14 protein-coding genes are annotated in these 16,911 nt (G+C 42.6%); 5 read left to right on the forward strand and 9 right to left on the reverse strand.

What is annotated here, in order from left to right; all coding sequences use genetic code 11:
- Positions 1-55 precede the first annotated feature (55 nt).
- The 7 genes from RM544_RS07020 to RM544_RS07050 all read right to left on the reverse strand — a co-directional run bounded on the left by RM544_RS07020 (position 56) and on the right by RM544_RS07050 (position 6,896).
- Positions 56-1,297 carry a lytic murein transglycosylase gene (locus RM544_RS07020; protein ID WP_311361051.1) on the reverse strand — a complete coding sequence of 414 codons (1,242 nt, stop codon included), beginning with the start codon at positions 1,295-1,297 and terminating at the stop codon, positions 56-58.
- Between the two features lie 233 nt (positions 1,298-1,530).
- On the reverse strand, positions 1,531-2,748 hold the full coding sequence (locus tag RM544_RS07025; protein WP_311361052.1) for a polyhydroxyalkanoate depolymerase: 1,218 nt from the start codon (positions 2,746-2,748) through the stop codon (positions 1,531-1,533).
- A 197-nt stretch (positions 2,749-2,945) separates the two neighbouring features.
- The gene (locus RM544_RS07030) at positions 2,946-3,296 is read right to left on the reverse strand and encodes a phasin family protein (protein WP_311361053.1); all 351 of its coding nucleotides are present in this window, start codon (positions 3,294-3,296) and stop codon (positions 2,946-2,948) included.
- 51 nt (positions 3,297-3,347) lie between these two features.
- Positions 3,348-4,088 (reverse strand): TIGR01841 family phasin, encoded by a 741-nt coding sequence (gene phaP / locus RM544_RS07035; RefSeq protein ID WP_311361054.1) that lies wholly within the window; start codon positions 4,086-4,088, stop codon positions 3,348-3,350.
- Positions 4,089-4,261: 173 nt separating this feature from the next.
- On the reverse strand, positions 4,262-4,729 hold the full coding sequence (phaR, locus tag RM544_RS07040; protein ID WP_311361055.1) for a polyhydroxyalkanoate synthesis repressor PhaR: 468 nt from the start codon (positions 4,727-4,729) through the stop codon (positions 4,262-4,264).
- Positions 4,730-4,815: 86 nt separating this feature from the next.
- Positions 4,816-6,603 carry a PHA/PHB synthase family protein gene (locus tag RM544_RS07045; protein ID WP_311361056.1) on the reverse strand — a complete coding sequence of 596 codons (1,788 nt, stop codon included), beginning with the start codon at positions 6,601-6,603 and terminating at the stop codon, positions 4,816-4,818.
- A 59-nt stretch (positions 6,604-6,662) separates the two neighbouring features.
- Positions 6,663-6,896, reverse strand: coding sequence for a hypothetical protein (locus tag RM544_RS07050; protein WP_311361057.1), 234 nt, complete (start codon positions 6,894-6,896; stop codon positions 6,663-6,665).
- A gap of 175 nt (positions 6,897-7,071) precedes the next feature.
- Between RM544_RS07050 and mrcB the strand changes: the two genes are divergently transcribed.
- The 5 genes from mrcB to RM544_RS07075 all read left to right on the forward strand — a co-directional run bounded on the left by mrcB (position 7,072) and on the right by RM544_RS07075 (position 13,606).
- Positions 7,072-9,402, forward strand: a complete 2,331-nt coding sequence (gene mrcB, locus RM544_RS07055) for a penicillin-binding protein 1B (RefSeq protein ID WP_311361058.1) — start codon at positions 7,072-7,074, stop codon at positions 9,400-9,402.
- Positions 9,403-9,585: 183 nt separating this feature from the next.
- Positions 9,586-9,924, forward strand: a complete 339-nt coding sequence (gene glnK / locus RM544_RS07060; RefSeq protein ID WP_101182143.1) for a P-II family nitrogen regulator — start codon at positions 9,586-9,588, stop codon at positions 9,922-9,924.
- Positions 9,925-9,955: 31 nt separating this feature from the next.
- Positions 9,956-11,272 (forward strand): ammonium transporter, encoded by a 1,317-nt coding sequence (gene amt / locus RM544_RS07065; protein WP_311361059.1) that lies wholly within the window; start codon positions 9,956-9,958, stop codon positions 11,270-11,272.
- 318 nt (positions 11,273-11,590) lie between these two features.
- Positions 11,591-12,409 (forward strand): sulfite exporter TauE/SafE family protein, encoded by an 819-nt coding sequence (locus RM544_RS07070; RefSeq protein ID WP_311361354.1) that lies wholly within the window; start codon positions 11,591-11,593, stop codon positions 12,407-12,409.
- 30 nt (positions 12,410-12,439) lie between these two features.
- Positions 12,440-13,606, forward strand: a complete 1,167-nt coding sequence (locus RM544_RS07075) for a pyridoxal phosphate-dependent aminotransferase (protein ID WP_311361060.1) — start codon at positions 12,440-12,442, stop codon at positions 13,604-13,606.
- Between the two features lie 7 nt (positions 13,607-13,613).
- On the opposite strand, the gene RM544_RS07080 is transcribed toward RM544_RS07075, so the two are convergent.
- Together RM544_RS07080 and RM544_RS07085 are read right to left on the reverse strand one after the other, a co-directional pair.
- On the reverse strand, positions 13,614-15,254 hold the full coding sequence (locus tag RM544_RS07080) for a diguanylate cyclase (protein ID WP_311361061.1): 1,641 nt from the start codon (positions 15,252-15,254) through the stop codon (positions 13,614-13,616).
- Entirely contained in the window at positions 15,251-16,756 is a 1,506-nt protein-coding gene (locus tag RM544_RS07085; protein WP_311361062.1) for a bifunctional metallophosphatase/5'-nucleotidase, read from the reverse strand. Before RM544_RS07085 ends, RM544_RS07080 begins: the two co-directional genes overlap by 4 nt.
- Between the last annotated feature and the right edge of the window lie 155 nt (positions 16,757-16,911).

Raw genomic sequence — 16,911 nt, forward strand, 5'->3', positions numbered from 1 at the left:
GAGAGGCCATTTATGGCCTCTTTTTTATGCACATATAACCAAGTGCCGATAAAGTCTATTGGGTGTTCATGATAGCAGTGTAGGTTTCCTTCGATGGAAAACCATCGGCAACCAAACCATGTTTAGCTTGGAACTGACTGATACCTGAGCGTGTCGCAGGACCAATAATGCCGTCAGCCCCGCCGACATCAATCCCAAGCGCGTTCAATTTTCGTTGCATATTTGCCATTTGTGAAACGCTGTAGCTAGGTAAGTCAGGGAGTGCTTTACTCAGCTCATCGTTACCCAAAATACGGTTTGCCAATTGACCCACTGCAATGCCGTAGAACTCAGAATTATTCCATCGCAGAATGACATCGAAGTTATGATATACCAAAAATGCAGGACCCTGATGGCCAGCGGGAATGATGAGTTTTGAGGGTATCGATGATTCCCCTAAGCTCTGGCCATTTGTTTTAGTCAGTGCCATTGCGGTCCAATGTGAGATTTCTTTCTTATCGCTTCCTAGCGTTGAATAATCAAATGCTTCTGGAAGTGTGACCTCTCTTCCCCAGCGCAGGCCAGGCTTCCAACCTAAGTTAGCGAGGAAGTTTGCGGCTGATGCTAGGGCGTCTTTTTCACTGTTCCAAAGGTCGATTTTTCCATCATCATCGCCATCGATGGCATATTTCATATACGCAGTCGGCATGAACTGAGTATGGCCCATTGCACCTGCCCATGAACCGATCATCTGTTCTTTATTGAGTGATTCGCGTTCCATCAGTTTCAATGCCAATATCAACTCACCGGTAAAGTATTCGCTTCTGCGAGGATCACAGGCGAGTGTTGCCAGGGAGTCTAGTGTAGACATCTTACCTTTGTAATTGCCAAAATTTGTTTCCAATCCCCAAAAGGCTAACAAATAATGACCTGGAATGCCGAATCGACGCGTCAACTCTTTTAGAAATTCATCGTGTTCTTTGAGTGCGGCTTTGCCTTTATCAATGCGCCAGTCGTTTACACGCTTGCTATAGTAACTCGGAAACGTCTGCACAAACTCAGGCTGATTTCGATCGTATTCAAGTACTTTTGGAATTTGTTTAAGTCTAGGGATTTCAGTTTGGATTAAATTAACACTGACCCCTTTTTCTTCTGCAGTGATGGCCAGTGTTTCTTTGCATTGTTCGAAGTCTATCGCTTCTGCGTTCTCATCGACGATAGTTTGTGCCATTGCGCCAAAACTAGACAGGCTGATTGCATTGGCGACGATGAAAATAGATAGGTAGTATTGAAGAGATTTATTGATGTTTTTCGTCATTCCTTTGGTCCACTGTGATTATGATTTGTATGAGGAGATATTGGTTCTCGAATCGGGTTTCAGCTTGTTTATGTGATAACTACCAATGACAATAAATTATCAGTAATTACCTTTTGTGACCATCAAAAAACAAAAAAGTGCATCACCCTATTTGGTAATGCACTGCTTTTACGAATTTTTATTGTTAATGAGCAAAGTAAATTCCTATTCCTTAACTCGTATTTCGCGTGAGCCTAGGAGTATTTATCGATAAATTCAGTGACGAGGGGACGAATGTTCTTTCGATACATCGAACCACTAAAAATACCGTAGTGCCCTGCTCCGGGTTGTAAATGATGTTTGCGCTTGTCTTTTGGTACATTAGTGCATAAATCTTGTGCCGCTTCAGTTTGGCCAATACCACAAATATCATCGTCAGCGCCTTCCACTGTCAGTAGTGCTGTATCTCTAATCGCACCAAAGTTGACGGGCTTACCTGCATAGGTAATTGTATTATTCGCTAATTCATTGTTCTTGAATACGCGTTCAATCGTTTCTAGGTAAAACTCTGCAGGCATATCGAGAACTGCCATGTATTCATCATAAAACGCTCTAAAACGATCTGCGTCTTCTTTTTCGCCAAACAACAGGTTTTGAAAATACATTTGATGCTTTTTCATGTGTGTTTGTTTGTTCATCGAAATAAAGCCGCCGAGTTGCATAAAGCCCGGATACACTTGACGGCCCTCACCAGGATAGCCTACTGGCACTTTCATAATGGCAACATTTTTGAACCATGTCATTGGGCGCTCATGTGAAAACTCATTCACTCGTGTTGGATTCTTTGTCGTGTCAATTGGCCCTGCCATCAATGTTAAGGATTTGGGCGTATTTGGATTTTTTTCTTCAGCCATCACTGCAGTGGCGATTAATGCTTGCACCGTCGGTTGGCAGATAGCAATCATGTGCGAGTTATCACCTAAATGGTTTAGGAACTCGATAAGGTAGCTTACATAGCAGTCGAAGGAGAAAGGGCCCGCTTCTAGAGGTACTTCACGAGCATCTAGCCAATCAGTAATATACACTTCATGTTCAGGCAGCAAAGCTTCAACCGTTCCTTTAAGCAGTGTGGCGTGATGCCCTGAAAGAGGCGCGACTAATAGCACTTTGTCTTTTGCAACCTGACCACTGCGATTGAAATGAATCAAGTTGCAAAAGGGTAGGTTCATAACGACTTCTTCATTGACGCTAATTGTTTTACCGTCTACGTCGACAGAATCTATGTTAAATCCGAGTTTGTCATAGCGCTGAGTCACTCTAATTGCTGTCTCTAGAGTAGCGCTGGCAATGCGGCCAGTCCAAGTATATGAAAAAGGATTGCTTGGGTGAGAGACAATGTCATTCATTAAGCCAAAGCCTTCACTCATTAGTTGACCACTGCGGGCCAAATAGTCATACGCTTGATAATTCATTTATTTTCCTCAGCTTCAGAATAGCACTTTGTATAATCATTTTAGGTAATATAAGTCTTTCTAACCTAGAGTGAGTATAGAAAGTGATTCTGTGGGATAAAAAAACTCCAATCACTAAGACCAAATGTATCCTTGCGATTGGAGCTTCGTTAACGATTTTCTTTATGCTGAAAGCAACAAAGATATAACGCTCTATTTTATTTTGCTGCAGCGGCTGCAGTCATTTTTGAGCTCAGCTCTTCGCTGATCCCTTTCATCATTTCGCCTGCTTTTGCTTGTGCGCCAGAAACGATAGTGTAAGTTTCCTTTGCAGCGTCTGTTACGGTTTCTTGTAAAGACTCTAAGTAAGCTTTTTGAGTTTCAGCAAGGCTCATTACGTCTTTTTGCTGGCTCGCTGTTTCAGCGAAAGAAACGCCACCACTCAATAGTGTAGAGAAAAGAGCATTTTGCTTTTCTGCTAATGCTTGAAGTGTAGACATGTTCAATGTTGCTAGTTCAGTTACTGGCTTCATCGACTCTTTAAGTTGTTCATTCATTTGTTCTAACATGATGTATCTCCGATTTAATTTAAAAAACTAATTACTTGGTCGCTGACTAACTTATTTAGTCGATTTTGTTGTCGTCGCGGTGGTTTTTGCGTCAACTTTACTACTCTTTACAGGCGCCGCTTTTGTTTTCGGCGTTGCTTTAACTTCATCTGCGCTTAAGTTGGCAACAGGCTTCGGTGCTGGTTTGACAGTAGCCTTTGGTGCCGTTGTTTTTGTTATCGTTTTTGCTGGCGCTTTCTTCGCTGCGGCTTTTGCTGGTTTTACAGCGGGCGCGGCCTTCGCTGGCGTCGTCTTAACTGTGTCTGCTTTTACTGGTGCAGATTTCACCTGAGCGCTATTTTTAGCAGGTGCTGTTTTTTTTGTGGCCGGTTTTGCTTTTGACGTAGTTGCTTTTTTAGCCGGTGTTACCTTTGATGGCGTCGCTGCCGTTACCGGCGCTGCTTGCATTTTTGCTACGGCAGCTTTGCTTGCTTCGCCTGCGCTTTCTAAACCTGTTTTCAGGGCATCAGCAAATTGCTGCGACACAGTATTCATCGTGCCATAGGTAGTTTTTGACGTACTTGTTAAGCGTTCTCTTACTGATTCGGCATACACTGATTGAGCAGCGAGTAGACCCTTTACTTCAGTTTGTTGAGACATCGTTTGTAACAGCTTTACACTGTCATCTAAAACACCTGACAAAAATTGAGTTTGTTGCTGAGAAACGGCTTCAAGTGCTTTCACATTAGCTGCAAATAAATCGCTAGCGGGTTGTGACGACTTTTTCATTTGTTCTGTAAATTGACCAAACATGACTTTTCCTCAATCTGATTTCGAATATTTATCGCTAATTGCTGCGCTGCAACATTTCGTATGTTCAAATAATAGTCAATTTGAGAAGAAGATCAAGGATTATTTTGTTGCAGTGCAACATTTTCTTGATCTAAATTAGGTTTGGACTGAGGAGCTTAAATCAACTAGCTGATTTAACTGTCTTTTTTGTTTTGAGGGTTCATGTTCCAAGCTGACATATTCTGTTCCATTATTTTTGAAAACATCCCGATCGGGCTGTTATCGACCATATTTTTCATCAAACCTTGGACTTTATCTTGCTGCTCAATAAACTGCACAATACTTTGTTCTAGGTACTGTCGAACGAATACTTCCATGTCGCTATCGTAGAAGCGGATAAGTTGTTTCAATAAAACATCAGTTAGCAATGACTGTTGTTCATTGGTTTCAGATTCGCTGATTATTTGAAGCAAGACCGACTTGGTTAGGTCTGCATCGGTTTTAGAATCGACAATTTTAAATTCAACACGGTCATTAATTAATACTTTGATAAAATCTAAGTTCACGTATTTGCTTTGTGAACTATCGTATAAACGCCTATTTGGATATTTTTTAATAACGACCAATGTAACCTCGACTCGATGAAAGATGGGGAGTATCAATACGCTAAATAGAGCGTACCTCTAAAGGTTAGCTTAGTTTCCGATAAAAAGCATGTTTTGAAATTGAATCAATGCGGAGGTTTGGACTATTCGCCCAAACGTTTCATCACATATGTGCCTGGTGCATCCATTAATGCAGGGTAATCCTTGTGCTGTCCAGGTATTGGTGCAGTGAGCTTTTTGCCTGAAAGTGGAGACAACCACGAATGCCAGTCAGGCCACCATGAGCCAGCGTGCTCTGTGGCGCCTTCGAACCATTCGTCAGGGCTCTCAGGTAAATCCTCATTGATCCAATGTGGATACTTGCCACCTTTGGTTGGATTGATAACACCGGCCAAGTGTCCAGAACCAGCTAAGACAAAGCGACTGTCACCTGAAACAAGTTTAGTTCCTTCATATGCCCCTTTCCAAAGTACAATATGGTCAGCAATAGTAGAGAGGAAATAGCATGGTACATCGATATTACCTAGGTCGATACTTACGCCGTCAATAACTATAGCACCTGGGTCCTTGAGTTTGTTTTCCCAGTAAGTCGTGCGTAAGTATTGCTTGAAACATGCTGCGGGGATGTTTGTTGAGTCACTATTCCAATGCAGAATGTCGAAAGGAGCAGGATCTTTTCCTTTCAAATAATTGTCGATGAAGAACGACCAGAACAAGCTGTTCTCACGAAGTAAGCTGAAGCTCATACCGATAATTCGACCATCGAAGACGCCTTTAATATCTGCGTTCTGTTCAATCATCGGTAGCATGTCTTCTGAGAAATAATTAGCAACTTCGCCAGGTTCACTGAAGTCCAACAGCGTGGTTAAAAATGTCAGGGAATTAACTGATTCATCCTTCAGCCCTCTCAGATAGGCAACTGTCATGGCAGAGAGAGTGCCACCCACACAAAAGCCCGTTAAATTCACTTTCTTTTGTTTGGTAATCGTTTTGATCTGTTCAATTGCAGCGATAGGCCCTTTGCGCATGTAATCAACAAAGTCGTTATCTGCTAGTTCGGCTTCAGGGTTTACCCATGAAATCATAAATACAGAATAGCCCGCATCCAATAATCCCCGCACCATCGACTTCTTCTCGTCCAAATCGAGCACATAATATTTGTTGATAAAGGGTGGGGTGATCAGCATTGGGGTCTGATGATGTTGTTTGTGCAGAGGAGCGTAATGAATGAGTTGCATTAATTCATTTTGATATACAATTTTTCCAGGTGTATTCGCTAAGTTCTCGCCCAATACAAAACCACTACTGTCAGTTTGACGCATTTTAAAAGCTTCTAGTGGACTTTTCTCCAAGTCCTCCAAGAAGTTTTGCATCCCTTTTACTAAGTTTTGTCCTTTGCTCTTTAATACTTCTTCACACACTTCAGGATTCGTTAGTACAAAGTTTGTGGGGGAAAGGGAGTTCACGTACTGACGAGTAAAGAACTTCGCTTGTTTCTCGGCTTTCTCATCAGCAAATTCAATGGCGTCAATCATGCTGCTGAGCAAATCTGAATTCGCTAAGTAAGATTCCTTTATATAGTGGAATACAGGGTTTTCGTTCCAATCGCCATGCGCAAAGCGTTTGTCTTTCGATTGTTCTGCTACTTTGGTTTGTAAGGCTTCACCCATCATCGCCTTTGAAGCTTCCTGCCATAACTCAGCTTGTTTTTGCATGTAGTGCATTTGCTGTTGGATAAGCTTGTTTGAATCAACTTTAATATCGCCATTTAACAGAGCACCCAGTTTTTGTGGGTCGAATAAACTTTGCATATCAACAGAACCACCCTCAGCATTTTGGGCTGAGCGGGCAAGCACTTCTTGCGCCATGGTATTGAAGACAGCCGCGTACTTTTCGATATAGGCGAGTACTTCTTTTTCATCCGTTCCCATCTGTGTTCTCCATTTGCCGAGTGAGTGTTAACGCTTTATCTTTTATTGTACTTAAATGGTTATTTGTTATTCGAGGCCAAGAATGACTCCATCATTTTTTGATAGGCGCTGAAGCCTGTTATGCCACTTTCCAATGACGGTTTGATGAAAGTTTCAAAGGCTTTCTGAGGATCTTGGGCACATTGTTTGGCCATATCCTCGGTAATGTCTGCATGTAACTGGCTAAAGTCGGGGAGTCCGAATATTTCACGCGCCTCTGCTGGGCTCAAATCTAGCTCGATTTTCACTTTCATAAACACCTCATTTAGACAAATCAGTTTACTGGCGAACTTTTAGCCTATGCCGCTGCCCTAATAAAGTCTATAGTTTTCGACCATGGTATTAAGCTAAAATACAGCGGACTCAACAAAAATAACAAGTTAATCATGACGAGTCTTTGCGCTAAATCACTAAGAGAAGTTAAGTTCATTGAAGATCAAAGAGATACCCTTACTCCCATTTAGATGGCTGAAGCGGCACTTCTGGAAGCTGTTTATTGTTTCTTTCGCTGCACTCGCTGCCTATTTTGTCTACATCGATGCGCAGGTGAAGCACCGGTTTGATGGAAATAAATGGCAAGTGCCTGCACAAATATTCGCTCGCCCTTTAGTGCTGCAGGAAAAACTCGAAATCAGCAAAGCTGAGGTAATGGATGAGTTACGACTTTTAGGCTATCGCAAAGTGGCTACAGCAAAATCCACTGGCGAATATCACGTGCATGCTGATCAGTTGCGTATTAAGCGCCGTTCTTTTCACTATCCTCAAGGCTTTGAGCCTGAAAGAGATATTCGCATAGTATGGGAAGGAAGTCGTATTTCGACGATCCAATTTATGTCTGATGGTGATTCGAATGGCCGTAATCGTCAGGTTGCTATGACACGTTTAGAGCCGTGGCTGGTGTCTCGTCTTGTAAAGGGTCTTGATGAGGATCGAATGTTAGTTGGTGCTGATGATATACCACCGCTCCTGCAGCAGGCACTGGTCATTGTGGAAGACCGAGATTTCTACGAGCATCATGGTATTGCGCCTACTTCTATCTTGCGCGCTTTTTTTGCCAATATCACTGCTGGACGCACGGTACAGGGCGGTAGCACTTTAACGCAGCAGTTAGCAAAAAACTTCTTCCTCACACGAGAGCGGTCTTATGTGCGCAAAGCGAAAGAAGCAGTCATGGCCTTGGTCATCGACTTTCGATATAGCAAAGAACAGATTCTAAACGCATATATAAATGAAGTGTTTTTGGGGCAGAATGGGGCCGTCGCAGTGCATGGTTTTGGCCTAGCGAGTCATTTCTATTTTGACAAGCCATTGCCAGAGTTATCCGTCCCGGAAATTGCCACGCTGGTAGGCTTAGTTAAAGGTCCTTCTTATTACGAACCAAATAAATATAGCGAACGCGCACTTGAGCGCCGTAACTTAGTCCTTCGTTTATTATTCGAGGCAAATGAAATAGATAGAAGTGATTATGAAGGTTACGTATCTACACCGCTAAATATCAATAGCAGCAAGAGTTTAGCTAGTGGCAAGCATCCAGCTTTTATGGATAAGGTGAGAGACGAACTTTACCAAGTGGTGAATCGGCCTTCAGAAAGATTATCCGGTGTTAAGGTTTATACGACGCTTGATATCAATGCCCAGCGTCGCGCAGAAGCAGCCTTGCAAGAAAAAGTTAAAGAGATCAGCGAACAGCGAAAGCAAACAGAATTGGAAGCCGCGATGGTGGTGTCCGATATACGCTCGGGTGAGATAAGAGCAATTGTGGGAGGCAAGAATACTAGCTTCAGCGGCTTCAATCGGGCTTTGAACGCTTATCGCCCCATCGGTTCATTGGTTAAACCCGCGGTATATTTAACGGCCTTAGAAGACTCAAGCAACTACAACTTAGCAACTATGTTAGAGGACACGCCTGTTAAGATGCGAAGCACAGGTGGAAAGTATTGGGAGCCCCTGAATGCCGATAAGCAATTTCGAGGACAAGTTGCGTTGATTGAAGCCTTAAGTAAGTCGTATAACGTGCCCACGGTTCGCTTAGGCATGGCATTAGGCTTGGATGAAGTAGCTTACACGATCAATCGTTTAGGTGTAGAGAAGGACATTGAATTAGTGCCCGCTTTGACGCTAGGCGCTATTGACCTATCACCTTTACAGGTCAATCAAATGTATCAAACTATTGCGAACAATGGTGTTTTCAATGAGTTACACAGCCTAACAGCAGTCACGTCTAACGAAAACGCGTTGTTGTATTTACGTGATGTAGACAGTGAAAATCGCATTGACGAGTCAGCTACTTACCTCATTAACTATGCTTTGCACAAAGTGACTTTAGAAGGCACCGGAAAAGCCATTCGACAAAACTTTCCTACAGTCAACATGGCGGGCAAGACTGGCACAACAAATGATTATCGAGATAGCTGGTTTGCAGGATTTGATCGCAATCTCGTCAGTAGCGTTTGGATGGGTGCTGACGAAAACTCGCCGGTGAATTTGTCTGGAGCCAGCGGTGCAATGCAAATCTACATTGCGTTTCAGCATCGACAATCACCTAAAAATCTATCGAGAAGATTCCCGCAAGGCTTAGGTATTGCGCATTTTGACGCAAGTACGGGTGAACTCTCAGCACCAGGTTGCGGCGAGATTATAAGTGTGCCGGCTATTTTGAGTGCTTTACCTTCACACTCCATGCCCTGCAATGGCAAGCAAGCGCCGGCGAAAGTCAAAGAGAAAAAACGAAGCCTCTGGGACCGTTTGTTCGGAGAATAAAACCACATTGCTCCTTACTGGGGCGATAATTTAAAAATGCACCATAAGGGTGCGTTTTTTGTATCTAAATATGTCTCTCATCTCATCATCTGTTTGAAAAATATAACTTTTATTTGTTGGCATTGCTCTTGAATAGCAAATCTTAATTGCAGGTATTACTAATGAAAAAAGCAGGAGCACATCATGAAACTAGTCACCGCAATCATTAAGCCTTTTAAGCTTGATGATGTTCGTGAAGCCATCTCAGAGATTGGCATCGACGGTTTGACCGTAACTGAAGTAAAAGGTTTTGGTCGCCAAAAAGGTCACACCGAGCTATATCGTGGCGCAGAATACCAAGTTGATTTTCTTCCGAAAGTGAAACTTGAGATTGCTGTGAATGACGACCAAGTAGAGCGCCTAGTTGAGGCAATCGTTGGTGCAGCGAAAACTGGCAAAATTGGTGACGGAAAAGTATTCGTCTATGACTTAGAGCAAGCAGTACGTATTCGTACTGGTGAAGCAGACGCAGACGCACTATAAAGTAGCGCAGTTAGATAATCGGAGTACAAAAATGGAAATCACATTCGAACTTGGGTATGCACTAGATACCTTTTATTTCTTAATCTGCGGCGCACTTGTTATGTGGATGGCTGCAGGTTTTACTATGTTAGAAGCGGGTCTTGTACGCGCTAAAAACACCACAGAAATTTTAACCAAGAACGTGTCGCTATATGCAATATCGTGCATCATGTACATGATTTGTGGTTATAGCATCATGTACGGCGGTGACGATTTTAGTTTCTTCCTTAAAGATATCACTGGCGATGGTGTAACTGGCGCAGAAGAGCCTGCAGGTTACGCGCCTTCAGCTGATTTCTTCTTCCAGGTTGTTTTCGTTGCAACAGCAATGTCTATCGTATCGGGTGCCGTTGCTGAGCGTATGAAGCTTTGGGCTTTCTTAGCGTTTGCAGTTGTGCTTACCGCAGTAATCTATCCAATGTCTGGTTCTTGGACTTGGGGTGGGGCTGATGTCTTTGGTATGTTTAATCTTGGTGCTCCTGTACCAGAAGATGCAGCCGCAGATTGGATGCCAGCATTTAGATTCTCAGATTTTGCAGGTTCAGGTATTGTTCATATGGCCGGCGCGGCAGCAGCTTTGGCGGGTGTTTTGGTACTTGGAGCTCGTAAAGGTAAATATGGAAAAGATGGCAAAGCCAATGCGATTCCAGGTGCTAACTTACCATTAGCAACCTTAGGTACATTCATCCTATGGATGGGTTGGTTTGGTTTTAATGGTGGCTCTGTGCTTGCGACCGCTAGTGTTGATAGCGCAAACTCTGTTGCAGTCGTGTTCATGAATACGAACATGGCGGCTGCAGGTGGCTTAGTTGCTGCACTATTGTTAGCTCGTATATTGTTTGGTAAAGCTGACTTAACCATGGCGCTAAACGGCGCATTGGCTGGTCTGGTGGCCATTACTGCTGAACCTTCAACACCAACTGCTTTACAAGCAACCTTATTCGGTGCTTTAGGTGGTGCGTTGGTAGTAGGAAGTATCCTTGCGCTTGATAAGCTTAAAATTGATGATCCAGTCGGTGCTATCTCTGTGCATGGTACTGTCGGTTTACTTGGTCTATTGCTAGTTCCGATTACTAACCCACTTACTGTTGATGTTGTCGCTGGTGAAACCGGTGGTGCCACGTTTGTTGGGCAATTGGTTGGCGCACTCACTATCTTTGTTTGGGTATTCGTTACTAGCCTAGTCGTTTGGTTAGCTCTGAAAGCTATCATGGGCATCCGTGTAAGCGAAGAAGAAGAATACGACGGTGTTGATATCAGCGAGTGTGGTTTGGAAGCCTATCCAGATTTCACCAGCGGTCGTTCATAAGACAGCTAAAAGGAGTTGGCTAAGGATCGCCAACTCTTATCAGGGAAACACATGGACGTAGTAAGGATGCACCCATTGGTGTGAAAATAAAAACAAATACATACCAATAGTTAATGTCACATTAACGCAAAACCCCAGCTTACTGAGTAGACTGGGGTTTTTTGTTTTGCACAAAAAATCAGCAAGCCCTACCCAGTTCAGTGCATTTCATAAACATGAAAATTTGTATCTGCATGATTAATATACATAATTATTCTGGCACTAATTCTGCTTTTGTTACCTTATTCTACATAAATAGCGATAACGGTTTAACGTGTGATGGAAATAGATATCGTTTTATTTGTAGCGACCCTCTTACTGGCTGGCGCCATAGCAGGAATCACGTCAGGTTTATTTGGTAATGGCGGTGGATTTGTTGTGGTACCAGTGCTGCTAGCTGTTTTTCCGCTTTTTTCTGAATCTAGTGTAGACATTATGCGGGTTGCGGTGGGTACATCTTTAGCATCAATTGTCATCTCCAGTGCGCGCTCGGTGCAAGCGCATAAACGCAAAGGCGCAGTTGACTTCGACGTTTTAAAGGCATGGACAGGATGGCTCATCGTGGGCGTTATTTTTGGTCTAGTGATAGCGTCATCTACAACAAGTGAGGTTTTGGTCTTTGTATTTGCCAGTGGCGTTTTACTTTATTCGATTTATTTCCTATTTCCACACATGTTTGTTTTCCGGTCTGCCTCTTTATCCATGCCAACAGGGTTTATGCGGGCAGGCCTAGTCACTTTTTTGGGAGGATTCTCTGCGTTGCTGGGGATCGGTGGTGGCACTATAACCGTGATGACAATGACGATATGTGGCAGACAAGTCCATCAATCTATCGCAACTGCAGCGGGAGTGGGCTTTATCATTGGCCTGCCAGGAGCGCTCGGATTTTTATTCATGGGGCAGGGCTCAGAAAACCTACCCTATGGCACACTCGGCTACGTCAATATACCAGCCCTTATTTCGATTAGTTTGGCTTCTATTGTAACCGCACCACTTGGCGCTCAGCTGGCACATAGCCTGAACGAGTTTCATTTGAAACGCTTGTTTGGCTTGTATTTGGTAGTGGTTGCTCTTTCTATGTTTTACAAAGTTATTTGAACTAACTTACTCAATAAAAAAGGTGAAGGAATGAATGATAGTATAAGTAGACGTTTGTTTTTAAGAGGTTCGGTAGCAACGGCAACGGCGTTAATTGCGGGCGCCTGTGCCAGCAGCAATGTTTATGCACTGTCCACGAATAGCGAAAAGTTAGGCTTACATTATGGACCAAAGCTTGGTATTGCTAAACTTGATTCAAATGAGAATCCATATGGTCCCAGTAAAGCGGCTCTAGAACAAATGGCTTTGGCGAGTGCGAAAGGAGCTTATTATGCGAGCGAGCCATATCGTTACCTTGTTTCTATGATTGCGGAAAAGAATAGCCTTAGTCCTAAAAATATTTCTCTCAGCTCCGGATCTAGCGGTGTATTGACGTATGCGGCTATCGCGGCATCTCAAACTGGCAAGATATTAGGTCCAGATTTGTTCTGGGATACGACAGCTAGAGCGCCGGAGAGGGCCGGTGGAGGCAAGATAAAACGTATTGCTAAAACAAGTGATCTTAGCATTGATCTAGATGCCTTATATGCTGCAATTGACGACGATGTAGCAATGGTTCAAGTAACGAATCCAAATAACCCTACGGGCATGCTTACTGATGCAAGGAAGCTTAGAGAGTTTTGTATAAAAGCTTCGAAGAAGACCTTGGTATTAGTAGATGAAGCATATAATGAAGTGACGGATATGCCAGCTGAAAACTCAATGGTGTCGTTGGTCAGAGAAGGCTACAACGTGGTTATCGCTAAAACATTTTCAAAACTATATGGTTTGGCGGGTATGCGAGTGGGTTATATGATGGCGCCTGAAGCGTTGGTAGAGCAAATTACTCGATTTGGACTAGGAGGCTATGCAATGAATCAAGCTGGCCTCGCGGCGGCAATTGCAAGCTATAATGACGAAGCGTTCCTGAAAATGTCTAAGTCAAAAATTATTGAAGGCCGAGAGATGGTAAACGATGCTGTCAAATCAAATGGACTATATGCTTTACCTTCACAAACCAGTTTTGTATTTGTCGACTTGGGTCAAGGCAATGCTGATATCTTTCGTGAAAGAATGGCACAACAAAATGTGCTAATACGCGGGATATATCAAGACTACAAAAACTGGTCTAGGGTTAGTATGGGCTTGCTGGAAGATGTCCAAAAATATGTCGATGCATTGCCAAGAGCACTAGAGGAAACACTTCGTTCAACATAATAGTCACTTATAAACGAGAAACTTGAACGGCATTGCGTCCTTTGCTCTTAACTCGATATAAGGCGATATCTGCTTCTTTAAGCATAAACTGAGGGCTAATCGAGCTCACTTCGGTATTGCGGATAGTCGCACCACCAATACTGATAGTAATGTGCTCTGCAACACTGCTACTTTTATGTGGTTCTTTAAGCGTTTCTATTGCTAACCTAAGGTCCTCAGCAACCTTACAAGCACCCTCATGATCACAGTTGGGCAACAGACAGACAAATTCTTCGCCGCCATAACGCGCTATTAAATCGACTTCTCTTTTGAGACTTTGTTTGAGCGTAGTGGCGACGGCTATGAGGGCTTCGTCACCTTTGATATGGCCATATTCATCGTTATACATCTTAAAAAAATCAACATCGATGAGGAGAATTGACAGTGCTTGTTTGTTTCGTTTTGCTAAATCGAAAGTGTTTAGGAATAGTTTATCGAACGCACGACGGTTGGCTATTTTGGTTAAGCCGTCTTGCATGGCCAACTGAGAAAGCTCTTTCTTTTGCTGCTCAATGGTGTCGACATAACTGTCGAAGGTAAGTGCAATATCGCTGATTTCATCTTTTAATTTGGTGTTTAAAAATTTTCTATCAAACTGAGATACATAGTTGTTGAGGCCTATTAAGCGGACGATGACTCGCTGTCTTAATTGCCACGCAATAAAACCAAACAATACAATACAGATAAACACAAAGAAGCCTAATAGACGAATTTGCAAGTCGATAGTTTCTTTTTCATTTTGGGCATTTGCTAGAATTTTTTTATTGATGACCGCACTTTTAAAGTTCAATGCTCGAGCAAAATCACTCACTAGCTTTTCTGTAAAATTCCCCCTACCAGTGGTTCGTCCTTTTATTCGAAGCTGCTTTACACGGAGGTTTATTAAACCCTGTTCGCCAAGAACGATGTCTTGAAAGTCTGCATTCAATGTAGACAATCTCTCTCCAAGATACGCAGGTTGTATCGTTTGAATGTAAGCATACTTGTTTCTGATTTTCTGACTAGATTTGCGAATTTGATTGAGTTTATCAGCACTCATTAGGTTGGCCGACATGATGGTCAGTTGGGAGAATTCTTCAAACCACGATGACGAAGATGTGCCAGTTGCCTTTGATATCGTGGCCGACAATGCTTTTGCCTCGTCAAATAAGGCATACAATTTACGCTCAACATCACTGGCTTTTTGATTTGTTTCCAAACGAAGTGTCACTAAGTCGTCAAGTTCATCTAGTTCAAATTTGATTGCTTCATATTCTTTTAACACTACCTCATCGAGCTTTGCAGCGCGCAATTGTTCTTCGATCTGATTGAGCTCGCTCTGTATTTTTTTATTCGCAATCCGCAAGGCGGGGTGGCTATCTGCGGTAGATAGCTTTTCAGTATAGAAAACTAACCTTTCACTGCGATTCGCAATACTATCGAACGATATGATTGTCGGTATTGAATCAAGTAGTGAGGATTCTAAGGCTGCTCTAAAGGTATTTAATTGATAGTAAACCGAGATCGTTAGAGACAAGAAAATGAGGAACAAAACACTGAAAGCACTTGTGAACACTTTGTTTAATGAAAAGCGTTTCTGAGATTTATTGTGTTTTTTAGCTGATATCACTGTTCAGCACCTTTTAGCTTAGCCGCGTTGACTATACGGTTCTGCTTCTCAACACTGATCACCTTTGTTTGTAAAATTGAATACAACACTAGGTCTGACAAGATAATCCGCTCATTCTGTGAGTTTTCAATAAGCTGACCATTAGCAAATTCAGTGTATCCGTCGCCTCCGTTATACAGATAGTCAGTGGTAGCGAGGGTATATAATTTGTCTGCTTGGATCTCTTCTCCTTGAATCTTGATGCTAAGCATTCGACTGTTAGCAGGTCTTGAGCTATCGAAAATTATCTCTGCACCGCTCAATTGAGGGAACCTTCCTTTATTGTAGTCAAATTCAGAAACACTCAGTTCTAAGGCTTCTAGTAGATCCTGACCCAATATTTGTACTGTGACGATCCCCGCTCTAAAAGGGAGTTCGCTGACTAAGTTCTTTCGTGTAAAAACATGAGATGGAGCATATACAGTATCACCTCTAATGCCACCGCTATTTATAATCGCAATGTCTGCATCGGTGTAGTCCAACATTGCGTCAGTGATCATATTAGCAAATTCATTCTCTGAACTTCTGGTGGCATTACGAAAGGTATTGAATCCCTTTTTCACGGTAGCAATTGGAAGATTCATGAGTCGGTCTAAACGCTGAACATAATCTAATTCTAGGCTAGCAATGTCTGGATCCAGTGCAAAGCGACTCAAGGTTTGTCGCTGCCATTGAATATCAATTGATTCGTCACTCTGTTTTGAAATCTGAAGTAAGGCAAAATCTCCAGCTTCAGTAATCAGTATTTTGTTATCGATATTTTTCGACTTTTCTATCTCGCGCTCTGGCGCGAAATGATCTTTTGATAGGGTAATATCAACAACCTTACGTTCCAGCAAGTCATCGAGTTCGGGAAACAAACTTCCATGCATCACGATAATTAACTCAGCCCCGGCACGTCGCAATATTTCAGCTTCTTGAGTAACGCTTGTTGAAATATCTTCAACAACCACTCTGTTTAGCAAATATTGTTGCTTAGCCAAGGGATCGACCACCGCCATGATGCCAATTTTTATTCCAGCGCGTTCTATGGTGACTGACTTCATGAGTCCGTTTTGCATCGAGTTTTGAAGTGGATCGAAAATGTTGCTAGCGACCATTGGAAAAACAGCTTCGAAGGAGCGCAGCGATAGCTGTTCTTCAAAGTAACTATATTCTCTTTTAGTAACGCCCATTGCGTCGGGTTCAATACTATTGAGCAAATCGACTATATGCGAACCGCTATCAAATGACGACATTGGGCTGGGACCTAAACTATTTCCGCCGAAAAGGAATAAGGTATCGGCTTGTGCGGCGCGATATTGTTTAACCGCGGTGGCTAGCTGGGCATAACTTCCCGATTCATTTTGCCCAATAATGGGCATGTCTGCAGCGAATAAGATGGTTAAGGTGTCTGACTGAGGAAAGCAAAAGCGTGAAAAACTGAATAATAACAGCAGGCTAGCAATCGTTTTTAAGTTCATATAACTAGACTTTTTTTGGATATTTTTAGTAAATATGAGAGGTGCTTTCATGGCTATAGAGTAAACACAATCGACGATTGTTGCAATTATGCTTTAGTTTTAAGTCACTTTTATGTTTTGAATGCTAAAACGTTTAATAATTGTGGATATTTTTG

The sequence above is a fragment of the Brumicola blandensis genome, assembly GCF_031846165.1.
Classification (GTDB): Bacteria; Pseudomonadota; Gammaproteobacteria; order Enterobacterales; family Alteromonadaceae; genus Glaciecola; species Glaciecola blandensis.

What these genes read in the sequence shown, in the direction of transcription:
- amt (WP_311361059.1), top strand. Translation starts at nt 9,956, where the DNA reads ATGGAAATCACATTCGAACTTGGGTATGCACTAGATACCTTTTATTTC.
- RM544_RS07045 (WP_311361056.1), bottom strand. Translation starts at nt 6,603, where the DNA reads ATGGGAACGGATGAAAAAGAAGTACTCGCCTATATCGAAAAGTACGCG.
- RM544_RS07070 (WP_311361354.1), top strand. Translation starts at nt 11,591, where the DNA reads ATGGAAATAGATATCGTTTTATTTGTAGCGACCCTCTTACTGGCTGGC.
- RM544_RS07020 (WP_311361051.1), bottom strand. Translation starts at nt 1,297, where the DNA reads ATGACGAAAAACATCAATAAATCTCTTCAATACTACCTATCTATTTTC.
- RM544_RS07085 (WP_311361062.1), bottom strand. Translation starts at nt 16,756, where the DNA reads ATGAACTTAAAAACGATTGCTAGCCTGCTGTTATTATTCAGTTTTTCA.
- phaP (WP_311361054.1), bottom strand. Translation starts at nt 4,088, where the DNA reads ATGTTTGGTCAATTTACAGAACAAATGAAAAAGTCGTCACAACCCGCT.
- RM544_RS07050 (WP_311361057.1), bottom strand. Translation starts at nt 6,896, where the DNA reads ATGAAAGTGAAAATCGAGCTAGATTTGAGCCCAGCAGAGGCGCGTGAA.
- RM544_RS07030 (WP_311361053.1), bottom strand. Translation starts at nt 3,296, where the DNA reads ATGTTAGAACAAATGAATGAACAACTTAAAGAGTCGATGAAGCCAGTA.
- RM544_RS07075 (WP_311361060.1), top strand. Translation starts at nt 12,440, where the DNA reads ATGAATGATAGTATAAGTAGACGTTTGTTTTTAAGAGGTTCGGTAGCA.
- glnK (WP_101182143.1), top strand. Translation starts at nt 9,586, where the DNA reads ATGAAACTAGTCACCGCAATCATTAAGCCTTTTAAGCTTGATGATGTT.
- RM544_RS07025 (WP_311361052.1), bottom strand. Translation starts at nt 2,748, where the DNA reads ATGAATTATCAAGCGTATGACTATTTGGCCCGCAGTGGTCAACTAATG.